This window comes from Winogradskyella aquimaris (assembly GCF_042676105.1).
In the GTDB taxonomy this organism is placed as follows: Bacteria; Bacteroidota; Bacteroidia; order Flavobacteriales; family Flavobacteriaceae; genus Winogradskyella; species Winogradskyella aquimaris.
The window spans coordinates 14,368-40,436 of record NZ_JBHTJQ010000001.1 but is presented as its reverse complement, the minus strand read 5'-3'; the positions used below and the strand labels follow the sequence as shown (position 1 = coordinate 40,436).

General features: G+C 36.1%; 19 protein-coding genes. 14 read left to right on the top strand and 5 right to left on the bottom strand.

The annotated features are described in order from the left end of the window. Positions 1 to 73: 73 nt before the first annotated feature. The gene (gene pflB / locus ACFQ1K_RS00165) at positions 74 to 2,299 is read right to left on the bottom strand and encodes a formate C-acetyltransferase (RefSeq protein ID WP_320556090.1); all 2,226 of its coding nucleotides are present in this window, start codon (positions 2,297 to 2,299) and stop codon (positions 74 to 76) included. Positions 2,300 to 2,660: 361 nt separating this feature from the next. On the opposite strand from pflB, the gene ACFQ1K_RS00160 reads away from it, so the two are divergent. The 6 genes from ACFQ1K_RS00160 (at position 2,661) to ACFQ1K_RS00135 (ending at position 10,965) form a co-directional block, all read left to right on the top strand. Beyond that, entirely contained in the window at positions 2,661 to 4,436 is a 1,776-nt protein-coding gene (locus tag ACFQ1K_RS00160; RefSeq protein ID WP_320556089.1) for an AMP-dependent synthetase/ligase, read from the top strand. A 94-nt stretch (positions 4,437 to 4,530) separates the two neighbouring features. Further along, complete coding sequence (locus ACFQ1K_RS00155) at positions 4,531 to 4,926, top strand: hypothetical protein (RefSeq protein WP_320556088.1); 396 nt, start codon at positions 4,531 to 4,533, stop codon at positions 4,924 to 4,926. Between the two features lie 150 nt (positions 4,927 to 5,076). Continuing rightward, on the top strand, positions 5,077 to 5,526 hold the full coding sequence (locus ACFQ1K_RS00150; protein WP_320556087.1) for a MarR family winged helix-turn-helix transcriptional regulator: 450 nt from the start codon (positions 5,077 to 5,079) through the stop codon (positions 5,524 to 5,526). A 3-nt stretch (positions 5,527 to 5,529) separates the two neighbouring features. Then, positions 5,530 to 7,938, top strand: coding sequence for a 3-hydroxyacyl-CoA dehydrogenase/enoyl-CoA hydratase family protein (locus ACFQ1K_RS00145; protein WP_320556086.1), 2,409 nt, complete (start codon positions 5,530 to 5,532; stop codon positions 7,936 to 7,938). Between the two features lie 4 nt (positions 7,939 to 7,942). Then, entirely contained in the window at positions 7,943 to 9,133 is a 1,191-nt protein-coding gene (locus ACFQ1K_RS00140; RefSeq protein ID WP_320556085.1) for an acetyl-CoA C-acyltransferase, read from the top strand. Between the two features lie 23 nt (positions 9,134 to 9,156). Then, positions 9,157 to 10,965, top strand: coding sequence for an acyl-CoA dehydrogenase family protein (locus tag ACFQ1K_RS00135; RefSeq protein WP_320556084.1), 1,809 nt, complete (start codon positions 9,157 to 9,159; stop codon positions 10,963 to 10,965). 54 nt (positions 10,966 to 11,019) lie between these two features. Here ACFQ1K_RS00135 and ACFQ1K_RS00130 read toward each other — a convergent pair whose 3' ends face one another. Further along, complete coding sequence (locus ACFQ1K_RS00130; protein WP_320556083.1) at positions 11,020 to 11,853, bottom strand: T9SS type A sorting domain-containing protein; 834 nt, start codon at positions 11,851 to 11,853, stop codon at positions 11,020 to 11,022. Positions 11,854 to 12,083: 230 nt separating this feature from the next. Here ACFQ1K_RS00130 and ACFQ1K_RS00125 point away from each other — a divergent pair, with 230 nt between their 5' ends. Genes ACFQ1K_RS00125 through ACFQ1K_RS00100 form a run of 6 tightly spaced genes read left to right on the top strand, consistent with a single transcriptional unit; the run spans position 12,084 to position 18,746 of the window. Beyond that, on the top strand, positions 12,084 to 13,682 hold the full coding sequence (locus ACFQ1K_RS00125; RefSeq protein WP_320556082.1) for a nuclear transport factor 2 family protein: 1,599 nt from the start codon (positions 12,084 to 12,086) through the stop codon (positions 13,680 to 13,682). A gap of 4 nt (positions 13,683 to 13,686) precedes the next feature. After that, a complete protein-coding gene (locus ACFQ1K_RS00120) occupies positions 13,687 to 14,829 on the top strand; it encodes a DUF6265 family protein (protein ID WP_320556081.1) in 1,143 nt (380 codons plus the stop codon). A gap of 6 nt (positions 14,830 to 14,835) precedes the next feature. Beyond that, positions 14,836 to 16,182, top strand: a complete 1,347-nt coding sequence (locus ACFQ1K_RS00115) for a M28 family metallopeptidase (RefSeq protein WP_320556080.1) — start codon at positions 14,836 to 14,838, stop codon at positions 16,180 to 16,182. A gap of 7 nt (positions 16,183 to 16,189) precedes the next feature. Further along, the gene (locus tag ACFQ1K_RS00110; protein WP_320556079.1) at positions 16,190 to 16,540 is read left to right on the top strand and encodes a hypothetical protein; all 351 of its coding nucleotides are present in this window, start codon (positions 16,190 to 16,192) and stop codon (positions 16,538 to 16,540) included. A 35-nt stretch (positions 16,541 to 16,575) separates the two neighbouring features. Beyond that, positions 16,576 to 18,177 (top strand): M1 family metallopeptidase, encoded by a 1,602-nt coding sequence (locus ACFQ1K_RS00105; RefSeq protein ID WP_320556078.1) that lies wholly within the window; start codon positions 16,576 to 16,578, stop codon positions 18,175 to 18,177. 2 nt (positions 18,178 to 18,179) lie between these two features. Continuing rightward, positions 18,180 to 18,746, top strand: coding sequence for a YdeI/OmpD-associated family protein (locus tag ACFQ1K_RS00100; protein WP_320556077.1), 567 nt, complete (start codon positions 18,180 to 18,182; stop codon positions 18,744 to 18,746). A gap of 4 nt (positions 18,747 to 18,750) precedes the next feature. Here ACFQ1K_RS00100 and ACFQ1K_RS00095 read toward each other — a convergent pair whose 3' ends face one another. Together ACFQ1K_RS00095 and ACFQ1K_RS00090 are read right to left on the bottom strand one after the other, a co-directional pair. Further along, a complete protein-coding gene (locus tag ACFQ1K_RS00095; protein WP_320556076.1) occupies positions 18,751 to 20,208 on the bottom strand; it encodes a magnesium chelatase in 1,458 nt (485 codons plus the stop codon). Between the two features lie 22 nt (positions 20,209 to 20,230). Then, positions 20,231 to 21,382, bottom strand: coding sequence for a vWA domain-containing protein (locus ACFQ1K_RS00090; RefSeq protein ID WP_320556075.1), 1,152 nt, complete (start codon positions 21,380 to 21,382; stop codon positions 20,231 to 20,233). Between the two features lie 90 nt (positions 21,383 to 21,472). On the opposite strand from ACFQ1K_RS00090, the gene ACFQ1K_RS00085 reads away from it, so the two are divergent. Further along, entirely contained in the window at positions 21,473 to 22,075 is a 603-nt protein-coding gene (locus ACFQ1K_RS00085) for a hypothetical protein (protein ID WP_320556074.1), read from the top strand. Positions 22,076 to 22,154: 79 nt separating this feature from the next. Continuing rightward, the gene (locus tag ACFQ1K_RS00080) at positions 22,155 to 25,361 is read left to right on the top strand and encodes a VPS10 domain-containing protein (RefSeq protein WP_320556073.1); all 3,207 of its coding nucleotides are present in this window, start codon (positions 22,155 to 22,157) and stop codon (positions 25,359 to 25,361) included. A 30-nt stretch (positions 25,362 to 25,391) separates the two neighbouring features. Here ACFQ1K_RS00080 and ACFQ1K_RS00075 read toward each other — a convergent pair whose 3' ends face one another. Beyond that, the gene (locus ACFQ1K_RS00075; protein WP_320556072.1) at positions 25,392 to 26,069 is read right to left on the bottom strand and encodes a Crp/Fnr family transcriptional regulator; all 678 of its coding nucleotides are present in this window, start codon (positions 26,067 to 26,069) and stop codon (positions 25,392 to 25,394) included.

The window sequence follows — 26,069 nt, the reverse complement described above, 5'->3', positions numbered from 1 at the left end:
TTCTTGCGTTTTAATAAGTTTGGAATTTAAAAAGCATCTGAAAAGAGATTTTCAGATGCTTTTATTAGTCAAATTACATCGTTTCATGGAACGATCTCGAAATCACCTCTAACTGTTGTTCTCTTGTAAGTCTAACAAAATTAACCGCATAACCAGAAACTCTAATGGTTAGTTGTGGATATTCTTCAGGATGTTCCATAGCATCAAGCAATGTCTCTTTATCTAACACATTAATGTTAACGTGCTGTGCATCGTGCTCAAAATACCCATCGAGTATTGACGTCAGATTCTCAACTCTGGTTTCAATATCAGAACCCAAGGATTTTGGTACAATTGAAAAGGTATTAGAAATACCATCTTGAGCATCTCGATAATTAATTTTAGCTACTGAATTTAGAGAAGCAATAGCGCCAAGCTCGTCGCGACCATGCATAGGGTTAGCTCCTGGCGCAAATGGCACGCCTAACGCTCTACCATCTGGAGTTGCCCCTGTTTTTTTACCATAAACAACATTAGATGTTATGGTTAAAACAGATAACGAAGGTTCTGCATTTTTATAAACCGGGAATTGCTTAAGCTCATTATTAAAATCTGCTACAGCTTGAGCTGCAAGATAATCTACGCGATCGTCATCATTACCGTACTTAGGGAATTCACCTTCGATTTCAAAATCAACAGTTAATCCTTTTTCGTTTCTAATTGGTTTAACCTTAGCATATTTAATAGCTGACAATGAATCTGCAACAATTGATAAACCAGCTATTCCATAGGCAATATTTATATGCGGATTTGTATCAATTAAAGCCATCTGAGCTTTCTCATAATAGTACTTATCATGCATATAATGAATGATATTCATAGTATCACTGTAGACTCTTGCAATTTCTTGCATAGCAATTTTGAAGTTAGTCATCACCTTATCAAAATCTAAAACCTCATCTTTATCAATTGGTACACCATCAAAAATCTGTACACCAGTTAACTCACATTTACCGCCATTTAGGGCTAGTAATAAAGTTTTGGCTAAATTGGTTCTAGCTCCAAAAAACTGAATAGACTTACCTAGGTCCTGATGCGATACACAACAAGCAATACCATAGTCATCACTGTAGCGTACTTCTCGCATTAATCTATCATTTTCAAACTGTAATGAGGAGGTTTCTATGGCAACCCTAGCACAGAATTTTTTAAAGTTTTCAGGTAAATCATCAGACCATAATACCGTCATGTTTGGTTCTGGTGAAGGTCCTAAATTATATAGTGTATTTAAGAAACGATAAGATGTTTTGGTAACTTTTGTTCTACCATCTGAGAACATACCACCAATGGCTTCTGTTACCCAAGTTGGGTCACCAGCAAATATTTCATCATAAGCTTTCATTCTCAAGTGACGCACCATTCTCAACTTCATTACAAATTGGTCAATGTATTCTTGAGCTTGAGCTTCAGTAATAATACCTTCTCGTAAATCATTTTCGATATATATATCTAAAAACGTAGATACATTACCTAACGACATAGCTGCACCATCTTGTTCTTTTACAGCTGCTAAGTATGCCATATACGTCCACTGAACCGCTTCTTTTGCATTCTCTGCAGGTCTGCTTAAATCCAAGTCATACTTTTCACCTAAACGCGTCATGGCATTTAACGCCTTAATTTGTTCAGATACTTCTTCTCGCAACCTAATGACTTCATCCGTCATAGGTCCTGTAATTCTTGTTAAATCTTCTTCTTTCTTTTCAATTAAGAAGTCTATACCATAAAGTGCAATTCGTCTGTAATCACCGATTATTCTTCCTCTTGCATAATTGTCTGGCAAGCCTGTTAAAATACCTAGTGATCTGTATTTTTTAATTTCATCATTATATGCATCAAAAACACCATCATTATGAGTTTTAACATATTTTGAAAAGAGTTTAGTTATCTTTTCATTTGGTTCTAGACCGTGCTCTGATAGTGCTTTTTGAACAACTTTAAATCCACCAAAAGGTTTCATAGTACGCTTTAAGAGCTCATCGGTTTGCAAACCAACAATTACCTCGTTTTCTTTGTCAATATATCCTGCCTCAAAAGCATCTATAGTAGAAATTGTATCTGTATCTATACAGCGTACACCATTATTAGCGCGTTCCTCTGCCATGGCATTTTTACAAATGTCCCAAAGCTTTTCTGTTTTGGTTGTTGGACCTTCTAAAAATTCAGCCGTACCGCGATAAGGTGTGATGTTATTAAAAACAAAACTTCTAACGTTTACTGATTCTGTCCATAGACCTTCCAGGAATTGTTTTACTTCCATGATTATGTGATTTTATATCTTAAAAAAATTATGTTTTTTCAGCGTTACAAAATTACCTCTGAAATAAATTATTAATACTGATTTTTATCATGTTTTGTTTTTTCAACCCCTTACAAATAAAGGGATTATCAACGAAAACGATTGAAATAAGGAAAGTTGAAAATAATAATTTTTATAACTTTTTAGTTGTTGGTATTCATAATCCAGAAAAGGCGATAATTTTTTAGGAAAAATCAAGGTTTAAATTGAAATCTGGCAAAATTTTGTTAAAAAAAACGCCTGCATTATTCAAATAACCATATTTATAGGATAGATTTTCATATTTTCGTAATAATCCGACTAATTATTTGCAAAAACTATTATGACTGAAGTTACTCGCCTTTTTGATTTTCCCTATTATCAATTAAAGCATAAACCCAACCAAAAAGCCTTAATTACTAAATATGACGGTAAATGGACACCGATGTCTACTCAAGAATACATCGATAAGGCTAATGCTGTAAGCCGCGCATTACTCAAATTGGGTGTTCAAAAAAATGACAAAATTGCCCTCATATCCTCAACCAATAGAACAGAGTGGAACATTATGGATATTGGTGTGCTTCAAGTAGGAGCCCAAAATATCCCGATTTACCCAACAATATCTGCTGAAGATTATGAATATGTGTTAAATCATAGTGAATCGATTTATTGCTTTGTATCGGATAAAGAAGTGCTAGAAAAAGTAAAAAAGGTGCAGTCTAAAACCAAATTGAAAGAAGTTTATTCTTTTGACCATATCGACGGTTGTAAACATTACTCTGAGTTGTTTGAATTAGGTAAGGATGAAAGTAATCAAAATGAGGTTGAAGAGAGAAAAGATGCCGTTAAACCAGATGATTTAGCAACAATCATATATACTTCAGGTACAACTGGAAAACCAAAGGGTGTCATGTTAAGTCACTGGAATATTACGAGCAACGTATTGGACAGCTCTCCTCGAGTACCTTTACCGACATCAGGAGAAACTAGAGTTTTAAGCTTTTTACCTATTTGTCATATTTTTGAACGTGTCCTCATATATGTTTATCAATACGCCGGCACCTCGATTTATTTTGCTGAAGCTTTAGATAAAATCGGAGACAATGCTAAAGAAATTAAACCGCATTTAATGAGTGTTGTTCCTAGATTACTGGAAAAAGTGTTTGATAAAATAATGCTAAAGGGAGAAGAACTTACCGGTATAAAAAAAGCACTTTTCTTTTGGGCCGTACAATTAGGTGAAGTATGGGAACCCTACAAAGCTAATGGTCCTTGGTACGAGTTTAAACTTCGTATTGTCAACAAACTTATTTTTAGCAAATGGAGAGAGGCGCTTGGTGGGGAATTACGCACCATGGTTTCGGGAAGTGCTGCATTACAGCCACGCCTGTCTCGTATTTTTGCAGCCGCTGGAATGCGAGTTATGGAGGGCTATGGACTTACCGAAACTTCACCTGTTGTTTCTGTAGGCATGTATAAAGACAAACACTACAAAGTAGGTACTGTTGGGAAACCTATAAAAAATGTAGAGGTCAAAATCGCCGAGGATGGTGAAATACTAATCAAAGGACCTAACGTTATGATGGGTTATTACAAAGACCCTGAAAAAACCGCTGATGTCATGACCGGTAAGTATTTCCATACTGGTGACAAAGGAATTATAGACGAAGATGGCTTCTTAAAAATTACAGGACGAAAAAAGGAAATGTTTAAAACATCCGGAGGGAAGTACATCATTCCAACACTTTTAGAGAATGATCTAAAGCAGTCTTTGTTTATTGAACAAGTTATGGTTGTAGGTGAAGGTGAAAAAATGCCTGGTGCCATTATTCAACCTAATTTTGAATTTATCCGAGACTGGATAGAATATAAAGGGCACACTATAGGTACAACGGAAAAAGAGATTGCTACATCCGAAATTGTAATCAATCGCATTCAGAAAGAAGTTGATAAATACAATAAAAACTTTGGTAAATGGGAGCAAATAAAGCGTTTTGAATTAACACCTGAAGCCTGGACGATTGATGCTGGTCACCTAACTCCTACTATGAAAATGAAACGCGATGTTATTAAACACATCTATCAAGATTTATATGAAAAAATCTACAGAGATTAGATTATATTTTTCATAATTTTTTCACGTTTTTATTAATATTTTATAAAATATAATGTTAAAAATGTAAATTTACATTACTAACTAAAAATATTTTATGATGAAAACAAAAACATTTCTTATCAGTGGTATTGTCGGAGGAGTCGCTAATTGGCTTTTGGGCTGGCTTTTTTACGGTATTCTTTTCGCAAGTTTCTTCCCACAACCAGAAGAGTCTGCTAATACTATGATTTTAATTTTATTAGGTTGTGTAACCTATGGTTTATTTATTTCGTTTATTTACAATAAATGGGCGCAAATATCAACAGCCGCCTCTGGTGCAAAAGCAGGTGCTGTAATTGGTATTTTCACGGCATTATACTATGGCTTTTTTGGATTGGCAATGAATAAAGAGATGACCTATGAGATGTTTGCCGTAGATATTGTTATAACCATTGTAATGACAGCAATAACCGGTGCGGTAATCGCTGCTATAAGTGGAAAACTTAATTAGCACGCTTCAAGACTAAATTATAATTAAAAGACTTCATTTTAATTGAAGTCTTTTTCTTTACATTTAAAATTTACTATGCATGCATAATTTTTATATATTTATTATGCGTGCATAGTATTTTTTTATATCTTTGGTACTCACTAGATAAAAATGAAGGATAAAACAATAGATTATGTACTAAGAACCACTTGGTTAGCAGTCAACAAGATGTATAACGAAGAGGCTTCAAAATTTGACACCACCATGGCTACTGGTTTTGCATTATTGAGTATTGATCCTGAGAAGGGTACACCATCCACCTCTTTAGGTCCAAAAATGGGAATGGAAGCAACAAGTCTTTCCCGTACACTCAAATCAATGGAAGCAAAAGGGTTGATTACACGAAAACCAAATCCAGAAGATGGTCGAGGGGTCTTAATCCATCTAACCGAATTTGGTAAAGAAAAAAGAGCCTACTCCCGTGAACGTGTATTAACCTTCAATGACGCTATAAAATCAAATATAAGTTCAGAAAAAATCGAACATTTTTACGAAGTAGCTGAACTTATCAATAATATGATTTCCAACAAAAAAATATACAATCAAAAGAATACAATTTAAACAATGAGCAAACGAAGAATAAAGAAAATCGCCATCATTGGTTCTGGTATCATGGGAAGCGGTATTGCCTGCCATTTTGCCAATATTGGTGTAGATGTCCTTTTATTGGACATTGTACCGAGGGAACTGAATGACTCTGAGAAAGTTAAGGGCCTAACTTTGGATGATAAAGTAGTACGCAACCGCTTGGTTAATGAGGCACTTACGGCCTCAATAAAATCTAAGCCAGCACCACTCTACCACCCTTCATTTAAAGATCGCATCACAACCGGTAACTTAGAAGACGATATTGCTAAAGTTGCTCATGTTGATTGGATTATGGAGGTCGTTGTGGAACGTTTAGACATTAAAAAACAAGTGTTTGAAAAGCTTGAAAAATACAGAACACCTGGTACTTTAATAACTTCAAATACCTCAGGTATTCCGATTAAATTTATGAGCGAAGGCCGAAGTGAAGATTTCCAGAAGCACTTCTGCGGAACGCACTTCTTCAATCCAGCGCGCTATCTAAAATTATTTGAGGTCATTCCAGGTCCAAAAACCGATGCTTCTGTTCTAGAGTTTTTAAATGGTTATGGTGAACAATTCCTTGGAAAAACCTCTGTGATTGCTAAAGACACACCAGCTTTTATTGGTAATAGAATAGGTATCTTCAGTATAATGAGTCTTTTTCACACTGTAAAAGATTTAGACTTAACTATTGAAGAGGTAGATAAATTATCTGGCCCTGTTATTGGTCGTCCAAAATCTGCAACGTTTAGAACAGTTGATGTTGTTGGTTTAGACACCTTAGTACATGTAGCCAACGGTATTAGAGAAAATTGCCCGGATGATGAGCGTCATGAGTTGTTTCAGCTTCCTGACTTTATCAATACCATGATGGAAAACAAATGGTTAGGCAGTAAAACAGGCCAAGGTTTCTATAAAAAAACGGTATCGAAAGAAGGTAAAAAAGAAATCCTTTCTTTAGATCTTAACTCTTTAGAATATAGAGAGAACAAACGTGCAAAATTTGCCACTCTTGAACTTACTAAAACAATAGACAAGGTTGTAGATCGTTTTAAGGTATTGGTAAATGGAAAAGATAAAGCAGGTGAATTCTACAGAAAGAGTTTTGCAGCATTATTTGCTTATGTATCTAACCGTATTCCAGAAATTACAGACGACTTATATAAAATTGACGATGCCATGAAGGCCGGATTTGGTTGGGAGCATGGTCCTTTTCAAATTTGGGATGCTATTGGTGTAGAAGCTGGTATTGAAATGATGAAAGCCGAAGGTCTAGAACCAAATGCTTGGGTTAATAAGATGTTAGCATCGGGCATTACATCTTTCTATACCATAAAAGATGGGGCGTCTTATACGTATGACATTCCCTCAAAATCACAACAAAAAATACCTGGTCAGGATAGCTTTATCATTTTAGATAATATCAGAAAATCCAAAGAGGTCTTCAAGAACTCTGGTGTTGTTATCGAAGATTTAGGAGATGGTATCCTTAACTGCGAATTCCAATCTAAAATGAATACCATTGGTGGAGATGTTTTAGCTGGTTTAAATAAAGCTGTCGACTTAGCCGAAAAAGATTATGACGGTTTAGTAATTGGAAACCAGGGCGCTAATTTCTCAGTTGGTGCTAATATCGGAATGATTTTTATGATGGCTGTTGAGCAAGAATATGACGAACTTAATATGGCTATCAAATACTTTCAGGACACGATGATGCGTATGCGTTATTCTTCTATACCTACAATTGCTGCACCACATGGCATGACCTTAGGTGGTGGCTGTGAGTTATCAATGCATGCAGATAAAGTTGTAGCTGCTGCTGAAACGTATATTGGTTTAGTAGAATTTGGTGTTGGTGTTATTCCTGGTGGTGGTGGCTCTAAAGAAATGGCTTTAAGAGCAGCTGACACTTTTAATAAAGGAGATGTTGAACTGAATGTTTTACAAGAGTATTTCTTAACTATTGGTATGGCCAAAGTAGCGACCTCTGCTTATGAAGCCTTTGATTTAGGCGTGCTGCAAAAAGGCAAGGATATCGTTGTGGTTAACAAAGATCGTCAGATTGCTACAGCCAAAGCACATGCTAGATTGTTAGCTGATGCTGGTTATACTCAACCTGTAAAACGCAAAGATGTAAAAGTACTTGGTAAACAAGCCTTAGGTATGTTCTTAGTAGGAACAGACGCTATGGAAGCAAGTCACTACATTAGTGAGCACGATCAAAAAATTGCCAATAAACTAGCCTACGTAATGGCTGGTGGTGATTTATCTGAACCAACTCTAGTTACAGAACAATATTTACTTGATTTAGAGCGTGAGGCATTCCTTTCGCTTTGTACAGAGCGAAAAACTCTTGAAAGAATTCAGCACATGCTAAAAACAGGTAAACCTTTAAGAAATTAAAAAAATGAAACAAGTATATATAGTAAAAGGATATCGAACTGCAGTTGGTAAATCAAAAAAAGGCGGTTTTAGATTTAAAAGAGCTGATGAGCTCGCGGCAGAAACCATTCAATATATGATGGGTAAATTACCAGAATTTGACGTTACTCGTATCGATGACGTTATCGTTGGTAATGCCATGCCTGAAGGATCTCAAGGTCTTAATATGGCGCGTATCATTTCATTAATCGGTTTAAATACGGTTGATGTACCAGGTGTAACGGTAAATAGATTCTGCTCTTCAGGATTAGAAACCATTGCAATGGCTGTTGCCAAAATTCAAGCTGGTATGGCAGATTGTATTATTGCAGGTGGTGCTGAGAGTATGAGTTCCGTTCCTATGACAGGATTTAAACCAGAACTAAATTACGAAATTGTTAATGCTGGTCACGAGGACTATTATTGGGGAATGGGTAACACCGCCGAAGCTGTTGCAAACAAATACAATGTGTCTCGGGAAGACCAGGATGAGTTTGCTTACTACTCACACATGAAAGCTCTAAAAGCACTTGAAGAAAACAAATTTCAAGACCAGATTGTACCAATAGAAGTAGAAGAAACTTATGTTGACGAAAACGGAAAAAAAGCAACACGTAAGTTTACTGTCACTAAAGACGAAGGACCAAGAAAAGGAACTAGCAAAGAAGCTTTAGCAAAATTAAGACCTGTATTTGCTCAGGGTGGTTCCGTAACTGCTGGAAACTCATCTCAAACTAGTGATGGTGCTGCATTTGTACTAGTAATGAGTGAAACGATGGTAAAAGAGTTAAATCTTGAGCCTATTGCACGCTTAGTAAGTTATGCGGCAGCAGGTGTACCACCTAGAATTATGGGCATAGGACCTGTAGCTGCGATTCCAAAAGCACTAAAACAGGCTGGATTATCCCAAAACGATATTGAATTAATAGAGCTTAACGAAGCTTTTGCATCTCAATCATTGGCAGTAATGCGCGAGCTAGACCTCAACCAAGATATTGTAAATGTTAATGGTGGTGCTATTGCATTAGGTCATCCACTTGGTTGCACAGGAGCAAAACTCTCTGTTCAATTATTTGATGAAATGCGCAAACGGAATATGAAAAATAAGTATGGTATGGTAACCATGTGCGTTGGTACAGGTCAAGGTGCCGCAGGAATATTCGAATTTTTAAATTAAAAAAACTTATAACATATAAAAAAATGGAGACTGTAGAAAAAGACATTTTAAGAGGAGGACAATTCCTCGTAAAAGAAACAAGTTGCGACGACATCTTTACTCCTGAAGATTTCACGGAGGAACAAAAAATGATGTTAGAAACTGTAAGAGAGTTTGTGGATAGAGAAATCTGGCCGAACAAGGAACGATTTGAAAAGAAAGATTATGCTCTTACAGAAGAAATAATGCGTAAGGCAGGTGAGTTAGGTTTGCTTGGTGTAGCAGTACCTGAAGAATACGATGGCTTAGATATGGGATTTGTATCTACCATGTTGGTTTGTGACTATATTTCAGGAGCTACAGGATCTATTGCCACTGCATTTGGTGCGCATACCGGTATTGGTACTATGCCTATTACCTTATATGGTACTGAAGAACAAAAGAAAAAATATGTTCCAGCTTTGGCAACAGGTGAAAAATTTGGGGCTTACTGTTTGACAGAGCCTGGTGCAGGATCCGATGCTAACTCTGGTAAAACAAAAGCCGTTTTGTCTGAAGATGGCAAGCACTATTTGATTTCAGGGCAAAAAATGTGGATCTCCAATGCAGGTTTTGCTGAAACGTTTATTGTTTTTGCACGTATTGAAGATGATAAAAATATCACTGGCTTTATCGTAGAATATGACAAAGACAATCCAAATGGTATGACATTTGGTGAAGAAGAGCACAAATTAGGTATCCACTCCTCTTCTACGCGTCAAGTATTTTTTAACGACACCAAAGTTCCTGTAGAAAATATGTTATCTGAGCGTGGTGGCGGATTTAAAATTGCAATGAATGCCTTAAATGTTGGGCGTATTAAATTGGCAGCTGCATGCCTAGATGCTCAACGTCGTGTGACTACAGAAGCTGTAAAATATGCTAATGAACGTGTTCAGTTTAAAACTCCTATTGTAAAGTTTGGAGCTATTAAATCAAAACTAGCTGAAATGGCCACTAGCGCTTACGCTGGTGAATCGGCATGTTATAGAGCTGCTAAAAATATTGAAGATCGTATTGCGATTCGTGTTGCTTCTGGTAATACCCATCAAGAAGCTGAACTTAAAGGTGTAGAAGAGTATGCTATTGAATGTTCGATTTTAAAAGTAGCTGTATCCGAAGATATTCAAAATTGCTCAGATGAAGGTATACAAGTATTTGGTGGTATGGGCTTCTCTGCGGACACACCAATGGAATCTGCTTGGAGAGATGCACGTATTTCAAGAATCTATGAAGGGACTAACGAAATCAACAGAATGTTAGCTGTTGGTATGTTGGTTAAAAAAGCAATGAAAGGACATGTAGATTTATTAGGACCTGCAATGAAAGTTGCCGATGAGTTAATGGGTATACCTTCCTTTGATACACCCGATTATTCTGAGTTATTCTCTGAAGAAAAAGAGATGATTGCGAAACTTAAAAAAGTATTCTTAATGGTAGCCGGTTCTGCAGTACAAAAATTTGGACCAGATTTAGAAAAACACCAACAGTTGTTATTAGCAGCCTCTAATATTTTGATTGAAATATATATGGCAGAGTCGACTATTCTAAGAACTGAGAAAAACGCTAAACGTTTTGGTGAAGAGGCGCAATCGCACCAAATAGCAATGGCTAAGTTGTATTTATATAACGCCGTTGATATTATCACCAAAAATGCTAAAGAAGGTATTGTAAGTTTTGCTGAAGGAGATGAGCAACGTATGATGCTTATGGGCCTAAAACGATTTACAAAGTACACCAACATGCCTAATGTTGTTGCCCTACGTACTCAAATCGCAGATAAATTATCTGAAGAAAATGGGTACTGTTTTTAATTAAGTTTAAGTTAGGAATGAAGAAAGCCAATTCGATTGAATTGGCTTTTTTATTTACTGTACAATGATTTTTTTCGTAACAACCCTATGCTCAGTTGTATATAATCTTACGATATAGATACCTGTAGACAGGTTATTCATACTGTATTCATGATATGAGCCTTGCTGTAAATCTTTGATTTTATGCACTGTCTGACCTGAAATATTATAAACTTCAATCGTGCTTAAACTTGAGTATTCTGGGTTAAGAACAACTAAGTTATTAGTATTCGCGACATAGTAAAAATCTATCTGTTCTTGTTCACTATCATCTACACTCAATGCACTTGGATTTTGAAAGCCCAGAACAAAACGATCTTCATAAATACCTGCTGGAAGCATAGTTTCATAATTAGAGGTTCTTAAATCGTGATGCGTACCAAGTTCAGTATCATGAAGTATGATGTCTAAATCATCTGGAATATTCTCTAATGCTTGAATGGCTATAACAACATCACCAACATCGCTCTTAAGAATGTTAAGTGGCAAAATTGTTTCTTCTGTATCTATATCACCAATGCCTTGTATAACAAATAATTCGTCATCAATTAACCAAGACATATCATCAACTTGGACATCATTTAAATATCCATCAAATCCCCAATCATAACCGTCAGTACATCTGTCATCAACAGTTAAAAGAATTTCTCTGTTAATAATACCTACAGAGGTAAATAGCAGTCTTATTTTAGGTCTATCGTCAGTAGAATTTTCAGTGGACATATCTAAGTCATCTAACGGTAAGCTCCCATCATTCAGGGCTGAAGTGTCTTGCCCAAATCCCATTTGAAGAATCAAAAAGGATAAAATAAGACCAATGGCCTTAATGGTTGATGTGGCTGCATTCATAACTTTTAGAGGGATGAAGTTATTATTTCTTCTAATATTCAAAAAAGTTAGGAATTATTAATCTTACTTATTTTAAAAGCCTATAAATTCGCTAAAATGAATCCAATTGCAAATTTTATCGATAACTAGCAAGCTTAATTCCTTGTTGATTTTTCAAACCAATATCATTTTAGTTTGTTTAGAAACATTACTTATAATCACTATATTTAAGGAATCAATCTTGCTATCTTATGAAATATTATTTTTTAATCCTATGCTCCCTATTATCTACCCTCTCCTTTGCTCAATCTAATACCGAAATCTTCCTTTTTGACCTAGCAAAAACCAACACAAACATAGAGGTTTCAAATGGTGTAAATATTTCAAATAATGAAGGTTATGACAATCAGCCTTCTTTTTTTGGGGATGATACTATTTTATATGCTTCAACAAGGAATGGTCAAACGGATATTGCTCAATATGATATCGCTTATAAATCAAAAACCTATATAAACTATACCAAAGGCGGTGAATACACTCCTTTAAAAATTCCAAATAAAAATGCCGTATCTGCAGTTAGGTTAGATCCTGATGGCAAACAACGGCTATATAGTTATAATCTGAGTAATGGTGAGTCTACAGAACTTATAAAAGATTTAGTGGTTGCCTATTATACCTGGTATGATGAAAATACTACGGTATCTGCGGTAATAGAAAATGAGCAACTCAATTTATATGTCACGACCATTAGTAATGGCATCAGTAGAAAATACGCTACTAGTGTTGGTAGATCCTTTCACAAAATCCCTAACTCTAACTTGGTAAGTTTTATTTACAAGGAAAACGACAAATCTTGGCAAATAAGATCATTAAACCCTAACAATGGCATCACAAGACTTATAGCCAATACTATGCAAGGTGTGGAGGATATTTGCTGGTTAGATGGCAGAACCTTGCTATCTGGAAAAGGTGGCAGTTTGTACAAACTCACATTAAAACGCGACAATAACTGGAAAAAAATTGCAGACTTATCTTCTTATGGCATTTCTAAAATTACACGTCTTTCCCTTAATGAAAATGGTACAAAATTGCTAATCGCAGCAGAATTAAAATCGGACGTTACAGAATCTCAGACTTCTAATATGACTTCTGAAAATGCGGTAGTTTCAAACCTATTATCAGAAAGCGAAGCTGCAGCAGTTGTTCAAAAACATGTAGAACCTTTTAACAAGAGACAGCTCAATGATTTTGCAAATGCCTTTGACACCAATGTTATTGTAAATGAATTTCCAAAAGATTACATGTATTCAGGTCGAAACACGCTTAAGGAAAATTACAGGCAATTCTTCAGAAATAATAAAAAAGCCAACATCAAAGTATTGAATCGTATGATTTTAAATAATATGGTTGTTGATGAAGAATTGGTAACCATCAATAACATAACGGTACGGCAAGCGACCATTTATGATGTGGATGGAAATGGTATAAAATCCATGACCTTTGTTAGAAATAAAAACACCACTTCTAATCCAGAGACTATTGTTAACGACCAACTCGAGGCCTATAACAAAAGAGATATCGAAGCATTTACAAAAACATACACTAAGGATGTAAAACTTTATGAGTTTCCTGAAAATCTAACTACAAGTGGTAGAGAAGAATTGAGAAAACGATATGACATAATCTTTAAAAGCGTACCAGATCTTAATGCTGAAATCATGAACAGAATCGTTTTGGGCAACAAGGTCATTGATAAAGAGAAAGCTACTATAAATGGGAAAACATACTATGCTTTAGCCATTTATGAGGTAAAAGATGGACTCATATCAAAAGTGACGTTTATTCAATAAGACAATGAAAATACTTTTTACCCTTTTTGTACTTGCAATTAGCTTATGTAGCGCTTCACAGGAAAATACCCTAGAACCAAAACTAAAAAATATTGAGTGGATTTCAGGTACTTGGCATGGAGAAGCCTTTGGTGGTATTACCGAAGAAATTTGGAGTGAGCCATCGGGAGGCTCAATGATGGCGACCTTTAAACTTATCAATGACGATAAGGTTACATTCTATGAGATAGAAATTATAAGAGAAATAGAAAACTCTCTAATTCTTCAACTCAAGCATTTCGATAATACACTAAAAGGTTGGGAGTCCAAAAACGAAACAGTAGATTTTCCTTTAAAATATATCACAGAAAATAAAGTTGTTTTTGAGGGCATGACTTTTGAAAAAGTATCTGACCAGGAGATGAACGTCTATGTAGACATTAAGGAAAATGATACTGTCGAGACCTCAAAATTCAACTACAAAAAGAAAACTGAAAAGCCTTATAAGTCTTTTTTAGAGGTAAAAAAAGCAGATGCTAGCCCTATGATTGACGGTGTAGCTGATGAAAATATCTGGCAGAAAACGCAATGGCATCCCATAGATCAACTTTGGTTGGGCAAACCCTACTCGTCAACCGATTTTGAAGGACGTTATAAACTTACCTGGACTAAAGATGCCCTCTACCTTTTAGCAGAAATAAAGGATGACAAGCTCCTGGACATTAACCAAGATCCCCTTACTATTTGGTGGGATGATGATTGTTTGGAAATTTTTATCGATGAAGATAATAGTGGTGGTGAACATCAATATAACCATAATGCTTTTGCTTATCATGTCTCATTGGATGGTAATGTGGTAGATATGTCGCCTGAAAAAATAGGCAAGCTCTATAATTCTCATGTTGAATCCAAACGCACCACTAAAGACAATACCTCTATTTGGGAGGTTAAGATTTTACTTTTTGATGACAGCTACCAAGAGTACCAGGTAAATACGCCTGTTGAATTAGTTACTGGAAAAAATATCGGATTTGCCCTCGCCTATTGCGACAATGACAATAGTGAACATCGCGAAAATTTTATTGGATCCGTTTATGTAGAGGGTGATGATAAAAATCGAGGTTGGATTGATGCCAATATTTTCGGAACTTTAAAACTTATTAAATAAAATACTATGAAGATATTCCTTATTGTTTTTACATTTTTTTATTCAATAGTTTCGTTTTCTCAAACCGATACCAGATTATATGATATTATAAATGCTGTTTCTGAAGATCGCTTGAGAGAAGACGTTAAAACCTTAGCCGATTTTGGTACGCGACATACGTTAAGTGATACCATATCAAGCACCAGAGGTATTGGAGCGGCAAGACGATGGATTAAACAGCAGTTTGATGAAATTTCTGAGAATTGTAATAATTGCTTAGAGGTTTTCTTTCAGAATAATTTTTATGAAAAAGGCACCAATCAACGTATCATCAAAGATGTAAATGTAGTTAATGTGGTGGCGATTCAGCGTGGTACAAAGTACCCAAATCGCTATATCATTATGAGTGGCGACATAGATTCTAGGGTATCTGATCCAACCGATTACACCTCAGATTCCCCAGGTGCTAATGACAACGCTTCTGGTATGGCTGGTACTATTGAAGCAGCAAGAGTTCTTTCAAATTATACGTTTGAAAGCAGCATCGTTTATGTTGGCTTATCCGGTGAAGAACAAGGGCTTTTTGGTGGCCAGGGCCTAGCTAAATATGCTAAGGAAAACAACTGGAATATTATGGGTGTGCTCAATAATGACATGATAGGAAATATTAAAGGTGTTGATGGCGTTATAGATAACAGAACCTTTAGAATCTTCTCTGAACCAATAACAACAGATGAAACTGACTCTGAAAAATTAGCTAGGCAAGCCAGAGCAAGACGCTTTTATGGTGGAGAAGTTGATGGTATTTCAAGACAATTAGCAAGATATGTATACAATACAACCAAGACCTATATGCCTGAAATGAATCCACTAATGATATATCGCTTAGATAGATTTGGTCGCGGAGGACATCATCGCCCATTTAACGATCTAGGGTTTGCAGGTATAAGAATTATGGAAGCTCACGAAAACTATACACAACAGCACCAAGATATTAGAACTGAAAACGGGATTAACTATGGAGATACATTTGAGCACGTTAATTTTCCATATTGCAAAAAGTTAACGGCAGTCAATGCCATTACACTTGCTAGTTTGGCATGGGCACCTCCTGCACCAAATGAAGTTGGTATTGGTGGTATTGTAGAACCTTCTGCAAAATTAAAATGGAACAAGGTTGATGGTGCCAAAGGTTATAAAATCTACTGGAGACGCACAACCTCTCCCACTTGGGATTATAGCCGCTATGTGGGAAATGTCAACGAGTTTACACTCGAAGGCATTGTTATTGATAATTACTATTTTGGTGTAGCAGCTATTGGCGAAAACGGACATGAAAGTATAGTCGTATTTCCTAACTCAATCATAAGATAAAGTAAAAATGAGCAAATTAAACTTAAAGTGTATTGTACCCGAACTATTTCTAATAGTATCTGTAATCTATTACTGGATTTTAACGGGAAATCTTTTTAACCCAATAGCCATAGGGCTACTAGCCGTTCTATTATACCTCATCTTTAGCAAAAAATCCACGTTAGGTCTTTTACTTTCCATTGTATTTATAGCCTTAACACTCTTTATGGTCTTAGCCCTAATTTCAGAATTATCTGAATTTGAAGAGTTAACTAAAGCTTATAATAATCTGCTCATTTTTGGCACTTTATATTTAGGCATCAACCTGTGCCTTGGCGGTGTCATGTTTTTAAAATATGTAAAACTTAAAATACATTAAGATTGAAATATTTAGTGATAATTTACTGTTTGTTAATGTCATTAATCTCAAACGCACAGCTACTTCAGGAAAAAGGAACTTTTACTAAACAGGATACCTTAAGAGGAAGTATTACACCCGAGCGTGAATGGTGGGACCTCACATATTACGATCTCAACATTAAAGTTCAACCCGACGAAAAGTACATATCAGGCTATAATATTATACGCTATAAAGTATTAAATTCTCATAATATCATTCAAATTGATTTGCAAGATCCTTTAGAAGTCGTTGTTTTTAAACAAGACAATGAAACGTTAGACTATACTAAAATTGGTGCTGCTTATTTTGTTTCTCTTAAAAAGGAACAAGTTCCTGGTGAATACAATGAATTATATGTTCAATATTCAGGAAAGCCAAAGGAAGCTAAACGAGCACCATGGGATGGTGGGTTCTCTTGGAAAAAAGATAAAAACGGAAAACATTTTATCGCTACATCCTGCCAAGGTCTTGGTGCTAGCGTTTGGTGGCCAAATAAAGACCATATGTACGATGAAGTAGATAGTATGCGTATAGCCATTGATGTTCCTAAAGACCTAGTCGCTGTTGCCAATGGAAGACTTAAAGACACCTTCGAATATGAGTATGGTGGATACAAAATGTATAAGTGGTATGTATCCAACCCTATCAATAACTATGGGGTTAATGTAAATATTGGTGATTATGTTAACTTTTCTGAAGTTTATAATGGTGAGAAAGGGAATTTGGATATGGATTATTGGGTGTTATCGTATAATCTTCAAAAAGCGAAAAAACAGTTTAAGGATGCTCCAAGAATGATGGAAGCCTTTGAGCACTGGTTTGGGCCCTATCCTTTTTACGAAGACAGTTTTAAACTCGTTGAAGTGCCTTATTTGGGTATGGAACATCAAAGCTCAGTCACTTATGGTAATCAGTACAAAAATGGCTATCTGGGTATGGATTTATCCGGGACAGGATGGGGATTAAAATTTGATTTTATTATCATTCACGAAGCTGGTCATGAATGGTTTGCCAACAATATTACCAATAAAGATATTGCAGACATGTGGATTCATGAAGGGTTTACCGCCTATTCAGAAAACTTATTTTTGGATTATTATTATGGTGAAGAAGCATCAGCAGCATATGTCATAGGTACAAGGTCGAGAATAAAAAATGACAGACCATTAATTGGTGCTTACGGCGTCAATAATGAGGGTTCAGGAGATATGTATTATAAAGGAGCAAATATGCTTCATACATTACGACAGCTTGTTGAAGATGATGAAAAATGGCGAGAGATTTTAAGAGGTTTAAATGCTAAATTTTTCCATCAAACCGTAACAACCCAACAAATAGAACGTTTCATCAGTAAAAAAACCAATAAAGATTTAACGGCTTTTTTCAATCAATATTTGAGAACCACCAAAATTCCAACGCTCGAATATAAAATAGAAAACAATCTGCTCAAATTCAGATATACAGATATTGTAGACGGTTTTGATATGCCAATTAGGGTCGAAATAGATGGAACATCCGAATGGATTTTCCCAAATGCTGAATGGAAAACAAAGCCTATTAAAAGAGGTTCATTCGTGATAGATGAAGACTTTTACATCTATTCTAAAAAATTATAGTGTTGGACATTCCAGAACTGTATTTTGAACGTGACACTGACTGGTATCATTGGTTATTGAATAATCATACCAGGTATAACGCTGTGTATCTAATTTTCTATAAAGTAGAGCATCACCTACCTTCAATGCGTTGGGAAGAAGCCGTCAAAGTTGCTTTGTGTTTTGGGTGGATAGATTCTACAGTAAAGAGCCTTGGAAACGGTAAACGCAAACAATACTTTTCACCTCGAAATCCGAAAAGTACATGGAGTGCTCTGAATAAAAAATATATTATAGAATTAGAAGCAAACAACCTGATCCACGAAACGGGTTATAAAGTGATTAAATTGGCCAAACAATCTGGTAAATGGTCTGAGATGGACGATGTAGAAAATGGTATAATCCCTAAAGATTTACTGAATGCTTTTGATGATAATCCAAAAGCCTTTGAAAATTATCAAAACTTTGCGAAAGGCTATCAAAAAAGTTACTTAGCATGGTTGCACAGTGCTAAGCGAGATACGACTCGCCAAAAACGAATCTCAGAGATTATTAACCTCTGTCAAACAAATATCAAAAGCAGGCAATAGATCTTTATAGGCCACTTATATAGCTCCCGTAAGGATCTTTAAACTGTGTTCCTTCTGTAAATTTGTATTTAGACAATTTTTTAAATTGTACCAATCCCCATAGAATAAATTCCTTTTCAAAATACACATCTTTTTGGTCAATATCTGGCTGGTAATCTGCAATAAGTGCATCTAATGGTTGTATTCGATCTAGTTTAGATTTATACGTAGCATCATTATCGTCATCTAATAATTCAAAACCATCATTATTAAAAAACCAAGACACTAAGTCATCGTAAGGTGTTTCTTCGTCTTGTTTTTGCAGCTTTTCTATCTTAGGAAAATATTTTGGAAATAAGGATTTTATAGCACTCTCTAATAATAAATTAGCTACATAATCGGCACCTTCTTGTTCTCCTTCGTACACCAACTCAACTTTACCAGTAATAGAAGGTATTACTCCTAAAAAGTCGGTGAGTCTTACTGTAGTATCTTTATCACCATTCAGAAGTGCTCTGCGTTCTGCAGTACTTATTAAATTCTCATAGGCGGTAATACTCATTCTGGCACTCACCCCACTTTTCACATCGATATACTCACTTTCTCGAGCCTCAAAACTAATTTGTTCTAAAATATCCTTTGCCAAATCTGGGATATAAACAGTTTCGGATTGTGATTGATCTAATCGCGCTTCCTGAGCCGTAATTTGCCTAGCTGTCTCAATACTATTTGGATAATGCGTTAAAATCTGAGATCCGATACGGTCCTTTAATGGTGTTACTATACTCCCTCTATTGGTATAATCTTCTGGGTTAGCTGTAAACACAAATTGCATATCCAGTGGCATTCGTAATTTAAATCCTCTTATCTGAATATCACCTTCCTGCAAAATATTGAATAAAGCCACTTGAATTCTAGCCTGTAAATCTGGTAACTCATTGATAACAAAAATACAACGATTGGCTCTCGGTATCATTCCATAATGAATCACACGATCATCCGCATAGCTCAATTTTAGATTGGCGGCTTTTATCGGATCCACATCACCGATTATATCGGCTACCGTCACATCTGGTGTAGCCAGTTTTTCGGCAAAGCGTTCACTTCTATGTAACCAAATGATTGGTGTGTCATCACCATTTTCTTTGATAAGCTCTTTTGCATAGCGCGAAATAGGCTGTAAAGGATCGTCATTTATTTCTGAACCTTCAACAACTGGAATATACTCATCGAGCAAGTCAACCATCATTCTAGCCAATCGTGTCTTAGCCTGCCCACGCAAACCTAGAAGATTAATATTATGCCTTGATAATATGGCGCGTTCCAACTCAGGTATAACTGTATTTTCATAACCGTGTATACCCTCGAAAGTGTTAATACCTTTTTTTATATTGGCAATGAGGTTATCTCGTAATTCATCTTTAATAGATTTAGATTGATACCCTGCTTTCTTTAAGTCTCCAAGTGTTTTAATCTGATTCATGTATTAGTCTTTTTTGCTAATCTTAACCTTTAATTCGTCGTTTTCTATTATTCTCGTAATCTTCAAAAATCATTTCGCCTAATCCCTTCAAGCCCGTATAAAATGCCTTACCTTTATTAGCCTGCGTAAACTCTCTAACAAATCGCATGAGATAAGGATCTTCTGCAATCATAAATGTGGTAATAGGAATATGCAAACGTCGCGCTTGTTGAGCCATAGCATAGCATTTATTTACGATGTAAGGGTCTAAACCGTTACTATTTTTGTAGTATTGACCATCTGGTAAACGCAAACAACTTGGTTTACCGTCGGTAATCATAAAAATTTGTTTGTTGGTATTTCGTTTTCTTCTGAGCATATCCATAGCCAACTGAAGTCCAGCAACAGTATTAGTGTGAAAAGGTCCCACTTTTAAATAAGGTAAATCCTTAATCTTCACCGGCCATGCATCGTTACCAAACACCAAAATCTCTAAGGAATCTTTCGGGTAGCGCGTGGTAATCAACTCCGATAATGCCATAGCTACTTTTTTCGCTGGAGTAATGCGATCTTCGCCGTATAAAATCATACTGTGGCTTATATCAATCATAAGTACCGTACTCATCTGGCTTTTATGAAGTGTTTCTTCAACCACCAAATCATCTTCGGTAAGATTAAAATCACCAACACCATGATTAACCTGTGCATTTCTTAAACTTTCGGTAATGGATACTTTTTCTAAAGCATCCCCAAACTGGTATGCTCTAAACTCGCCAGTATGTTCATCTCCTATGCCTGTACCTTTGCTTCGATGATTACCAGCACCACTGCGTTTAATTTTACCAAATATATGCTCTAAGGCTTGTTTCCGTATGGCTCGTTCCGTCTTTGAAGTAATGACGGTTTTTCCTTTACCTGATCCATCACCATCACCATCACCATCACTAAAGTCAATTTCTTCTATTATGTATCCTTTATTTTTAAGATCCTCGATAAAATCATCGATGGTGTAATCTGGTGTGGTCAATTGGTATTCTTCATCAAGCTGCCTTAACCAGTCTATGGCTTCGTCAAAATCTCCCGAAGTATAGGTAATAAGCTCCTTGAAAATTTCAAAAAGCTTATCAAAAGGCGATTGGTTGGGTTCTTCATAGATTTTAAATATGAAACCCGATTTTTTCAACTTATCATTCATAGCAAGATAAAAATAACACTTTTTAGATGTAACAATTACATTATTTTGGATTCTAACATTTTGTTAACTTTACAATTTAACCAAAGCCTTATGTCTGAAGAATTAGAAAATAATACGGAAACATCTTCTAAGCGAAAAATACATTGGACAAACGATAAGATCTTAAGTACTTCCGCCCTATTTATAAGTGTTATTTCACTCATAGCATTAATCTATCAATCTTACCTAGCCAGAGAGGAAAATAAACTTATACAGATGCAACAAAGCGCATCAGTTTTACCTCATCTTAACCAATGGTATAGTGACTACAACAACGCATTTAAATTTGTGGTGGGCAATAAAGGTGTTGGTCCAGCTTTTATTGAGGACGTAAAAATAGACTTAGATAAAACACATACGTTTAATAATACAAACGAACTATTTCACCATATTTTCAAAAACACCAAAGGACTAGATACCATACCCTACATTACTAGCACATTGATTAAAGGCTTTGTCCTGCCTGCAAATGAAGAAATCAATGTCCTTGAAGTAAATGGAACAGAAAATATTAAAATTCTTAAGGAGGCCCTCAACACAAAGGACATCGTTTACAAAATTAAATATAGAGATGTTTATGGTTCAGAGTGGTTATTATCTAATGAGAATTACAATGACCGAAGTGAAACCATTCCGGTCTCAATTTCAAACTAAATATAGAAGTTAACATCTCTTTTAGAGTTGCAATCTTATCTTTTCATTAATTTTAGCTCACTTAACTAACCTGATTGTAATGAAAAGATTATTCTCTCTTGTTATGCTCATTAGCATAACCGTGCTCACTGCACAACAACTTCCCATGGATGTTATGAAAAACATGACTCCTAGAAATATAGGACCTGGTGGCATGTCTGGTCGCGTTACGGCAATTGATGTGGTAACCAATAATCCGGATGTCATGTATGTAGGTACCGCCTCAGGTGGTCTTTGGAAATCGACATCTGGCGGCATTAAATGGGAACCTATATTTGAAAAAGAAGTAACCGCTTCTATAGGTGCCGTAAAAATACAGCAGTCTAATCCAAGCGTTATTTGGGTGGGAACAGGCGAAGGAAACCCGAGAAATTCTTTAAATGGAGGTTATGGTGTTTACAAATCCCTAGACGGCGGTAAAACTTGGATGGCTATGGGACTAGAGAAAACACGTCATATCCATAGAATCATTATTCATCCAAACAATCCCAATATTGTATATGTAGGAGCTATTGGTTCACCATGGGGTGAACATCCAGAACGTGGTGTTTTTAAAACCACAGATGGCGGTAAAACATGGCAAAAAATTCTTTTTGCGAATGACAAAACAGGAGTGGCAGATCTTGTTATGGATCCTACCAATCCCAATAAATTGATTGCGGCACTATGGGAGCATAAGCGCGATCCATGGTTTTTTAATTCTGGTGGTGAAGGCTCAGGGTTACATATAACTCACGATGGTGGCGAGACATGGAAGAAAATTACTGAAGATGATGGTTTTCCTAAGGGCAATTTAGGAAGAATTGGTATAGCGATTGCAACCAATAAACCAAACATTGTTTATGCGCTGGTCGAAGCTAAAAAAAATGCTTTGTATAAGAGTGAAGATGGAGGCTTTAGTTGGAAAAAAATCAACGACAAAAATGATATTGGTAATCGTCCATTTTATTATTCTGAAATCTATGTAGATCCAGAAAACGAAAACAGGCTCTATTCTATTTTCACCTACGTTAATGTCTCTGAAGATGGCGGTAAGAATTTTGAACAGCTTATGCCAGCTTATGGTGTAGATAATGGGGTTCATCCCGATCATCACGCTTGGTGGATACACCCTGACGATGGTAGTTTTATGATAGATGGTAACGATGGTGGACTAAACATTACCAAAGATGGTGGCAAAACCTGGCGTTTTATTGGAAATCTTCCTGTAGCACAATTCTACCATATAGCCGTAGACAACGAATATCCTTATAATGTATATGGTGGCATGCAAGACAATGGCTCTTGGCGTGGACCAGCCTATGTTTGGAAAGCCCAAGGCATCAGAAATAGTTACTGGCAAGAAATTAGTTTTGGTGATGGGTTTGATGTCGTACCAGACCGTGATGATTCACGTTATGGTTGGTCTATGAGTCAACAAGGCTATGTTAGTCGATACGATTGGCAAACCGGAAATAATTATAGTGTAAGGCCAACCCATCCCGATCCTGATGTCGCATTAAGGTTTAACTGGAACTCAGCCATCAATATAGATCCTTTTAATAATAACACCATTTATTTTGGGAGCCAATTTGTGCATAAATCTACTGATAAGGGTGAAACCTGGTCCATTATTTCACCTGATCTCACCACGAACAATCCTGAAAAACAAAAACAGTCAGAAAGTGGAGGCTTAACGATGGACGCCACTGGTGCAGAAAACCATACCACTATTCTAGTCATAGAACCCTCTCCAGTTGAAAAAGATATGCTTTGGGTAGGAACCGATGATGGCCTTGTACATTATACCACCAATGGTGGGAATGATTGGGTTGATGTTTCAAAAAACATTAAAGGATTACCAGAAGGCAGTTGGATTGCCCAAATTAAAGCTTCTAACAAGAATAAAGGGGAAGCCCTTTTAATTGCTAATGATTACAGACGCTTCAACTATACTCCCTATGCCTATAGAACCACAAATTACGGCAAAACGTGGGTGCGTATTGTGGATGAAAATGACGTACAAAGTTATACTCTGGCAATAATTGAAGATCCTGTAGAATCTAACTTAATGTTTTTAGGAACTGATGATGGTCTTTACGTATCTATAGATGCTGGTGAGCAATGGACCAAGTGGACAGAAGGTTTTCCAACCACATCAGTTAAAGACTTAGTCATTCATCCAAGAGAACACGATTTGGTAATAGGTACCTTTGGTCGTGCAGCTTGGGTATTAGATGATATTAGACCACTTCGAGCCATAGCTAAAGACAAATCCGTATTAAAAGAACATGTCAAACTTTTTAATCCACCAACGGCTTATCAAGCGGCATACCAACAACCTACTGGAAGCCGATTTGGTGCAGATGCTATGTATCAAGGTGATAATCGTGGTGGTGGTGCACGGTTAAGCTATATTTTCAATAAAAAAGAACCCGTAAAGGCCGATGTGAAATCTGATACCAAAAAAGAGGATAAAACAGTTAGTGACAAAAAAGTGGCTGAAAAGAAATGGGACACTCTATTCTTAAAAGTCTATGATGGCAACCGATTAATCAGAACCTTAAAGCAAAAAGCACCTAAAGAAAATGGAATACATTATTGGACATGGTATATGGACGAATCTGGTGCTGACAGACCTTCAAGAACCTTAAGAAAACGCAATCGAGAACCCAGAGGGGTGTCTGTGAAACCAGGCACATATAAAGTTGTGCTGTATTATGGAGAATTAACTTCAGAAACTCAAATCGAAGTGAAACCAGATCCAAGGTTAGAGTATTCAGAGAAAAACACCAATGAGGTTTACGCTGCATCCAAACAGTTAGAGCAAATGCAACAAACAATTGCTGATGCTACCAAACAATTGGCAGAAAGCAAAACCATAGCTCAAAGCTATAAGAATGAACTTTCTAAATTAGATAAGGAATCCTATAAAGATCAAATTGAATTATCGGACAAAACCATAAAATCAATTGATAGTTTATTAGACAGATTTTTGGGCAAGGTTGATAAACGACAAGGTATTACCAGAAATCCAGAAGTTACCCCTATGCAACGTCTAGGTACAGCAAGAGGCTATGTAAATGGTAGCCAAAATGGTTTAACCAATACGGAAACCACCTTAATCAATCATGCCAAAGATGCAATCAAGGAAGTTTTAGATATTACCAACACATTCTTTAGAGAGGATTGGATGGAGTATAAAAATCAAATGCAAAGTTTAAAACTCGACCCTTTTAAACCCATAGAGACGTTCAAAATTGATTAAAACAAAAAGCGCCCAGAAAGGGCGCTTTTTTTATTCGATCCATTTCAGACCATTGTAGTCTTCAATCTTAATACGTTTACCTGTTGTAGAGATGAGTCCTTCTTTTTTGAACTGCGACAAAATTCTGATAGCAGACTCCGTTGCTGTTCCCACGATGCTAGCATAATCTTCACGGGACAGTACAATACTTAAATAGCCATCGTCATCGGTTCCAAAACTATCATGACTATACATCAATATTTCAGCCATACGTTTTTTAACGGATTTCTGTGCCATATTTACTAAGGAAACGTCAGAATCTTTTAAATCATTTGCCATTTCCCTCAGCACATCCATGGTGAATTTTGGATTTTTTGATAAATCATCCATGATTTCACTCTTAGGGATAAAACACATTTCCATGTCGTTTAAAGCGACCGCACTTAGATTCGTTTTCTGATCTGTAACCAAAGAGCGTTTGCCCAAAAGGTCGCCTTTAACAACGAGTTTTACAACTTGGTCCTTACCGTTTTCACTTAACTTTGTAAGCTTACAGACACCAGATCTTACACAGTAAACACCATTAAGTGTTTCTCCCTCTTCAAAGATAAGCTGACCTTTTTTATATAATTTACCTGTTTTACAAGCGGAAACTCGCATTAATTCATCGCGCGTCAGAGACTTTAAGGAATTAAACTCCTTAACAATACAAGACTCACATTTACTCAT

Excerpts from the sequence above, each read along its gene's own strand:
- ACFQ1K_RS00075 (WP_320556072.1), bottom strand. The coding sequence starts at position 26,069 with ATGAGTAAATGTGAGTCTTGTATTGTTAAGGAGTTTAATTCCTTAAAG.
- ACFQ1K_RS00090 (WP_320556075.1), bottom strand. The coding sequence starts at position 21,382 with ATGAATGATAAGTTGAAAAAATCGGGTTTCATATTTAAAATCTATGAA.
- ACFQ1K_RS00095 (WP_320556076.1), bottom strand. The coding sequence starts at position 20,208 with ATGAATCAGATTAAAACACTTGGAGACTTAAAGAAAGCAGGGTATCAA.
- ACFQ1K_RS00110 (WP_320556079.1), top strand. The coding sequence starts at position 16,190 with ATGAGCAAATTAAACTTAAAGTGTATTGTACCCGAACTATTTCTAATA.
- ACFQ1K_RS00080 (WP_320556073.1), top strand. The coding sequence starts at position 22,155 with ATGAAAAGATTATTCTCTCTTGTTATGCTCATTAGCATAACCGTGCTC.
- ACFQ1K_RS00105 (WP_320556078.1), top strand. The coding sequence starts at position 16,576 with ATGTCATTAATCTCAAACGCACAGCTACTTCAGGAAAAAGGAACTTTT.
- ACFQ1K_RS00135 (WP_320556084.1), top strand. The coding sequence starts at position 9,157 with ATGGAGACTGTAGAAAAAGACATTTTAAGAGGAGGACAATTCCTCGTA.
- ACFQ1K_RS00155 (WP_320556088.1), top strand. The coding sequence starts at position 4,531 with ATGATGAAAACAAAAACATTTCTTATCAGTGGTATTGTCGGAGGAGTC.
- ACFQ1K_RS00130 (WP_320556083.1), bottom strand. The coding sequence starts at position 11,853 with ATGAATGCAGCCACATCAACCATTAAGGCCATTGGTCTTATTTTATCC.
- ACFQ1K_RS00150 (WP_320556087.1), top strand. The coding sequence starts at position 5,077 with ATGAAGGATAAAACAATAGATTATGTACTAAGAACCACTTGGTTAGCA.
- ACFQ1K_RS00160 (WP_320556089.1), top strand. The coding sequence starts at position 2,661 with ATGACTGAAGTTACTCGCCTTTTTGATTTTCCCTATTATCAATTAAAG.
- ACFQ1K_RS00085 (WP_320556074.1), top strand. The coding sequence starts at position 21,473 with ATGTCTGAAGAATTAGAAAATAATACGGAAACATCTTCTAAGCGAAAA.
- pflB (WP_320556090.1), bottom strand. The coding sequence starts at position 2,299 with ATGGAAGTAAAACAATTCCTGGAAGGTCTATGGACAGAATCAGTAAAC.
- ACFQ1K_RS00120 (WP_320556081.1), top strand. The coding sequence starts at position 13,687 with ATGAAAATACTTTTTACCCTTTTTGTACTTGCAATTAGCTTATGTAGC.
- ACFQ1K_RS00140 (WP_320556085.1), top strand. The coding sequence starts at position 7,943 with ATGAAACAAGTATATATAGTAAAAGGATATCGAACTGCAGTTGGTAAA.
- ACFQ1K_RS00115 (WP_320556080.1), top strand. The coding sequence starts at position 14,836 with ATGAAGATATTCCTTATTGTTTTTACATTTTTTTATTCAATAGTTTCG.
- ACFQ1K_RS00125 (WP_320556082.1), top strand. The coding sequence starts at position 12,084 with ATGAAATATTATTTTTTAATCCTATGCTCCCTATTATCTACCCTCTCC.
- ACFQ1K_RS00145 (WP_320556086.1), top strand. The coding sequence starts at position 5,530 with ATGAGCAAACGAAGAATAAAGAAAATCGCCATCATTGGTTCTGGTATC.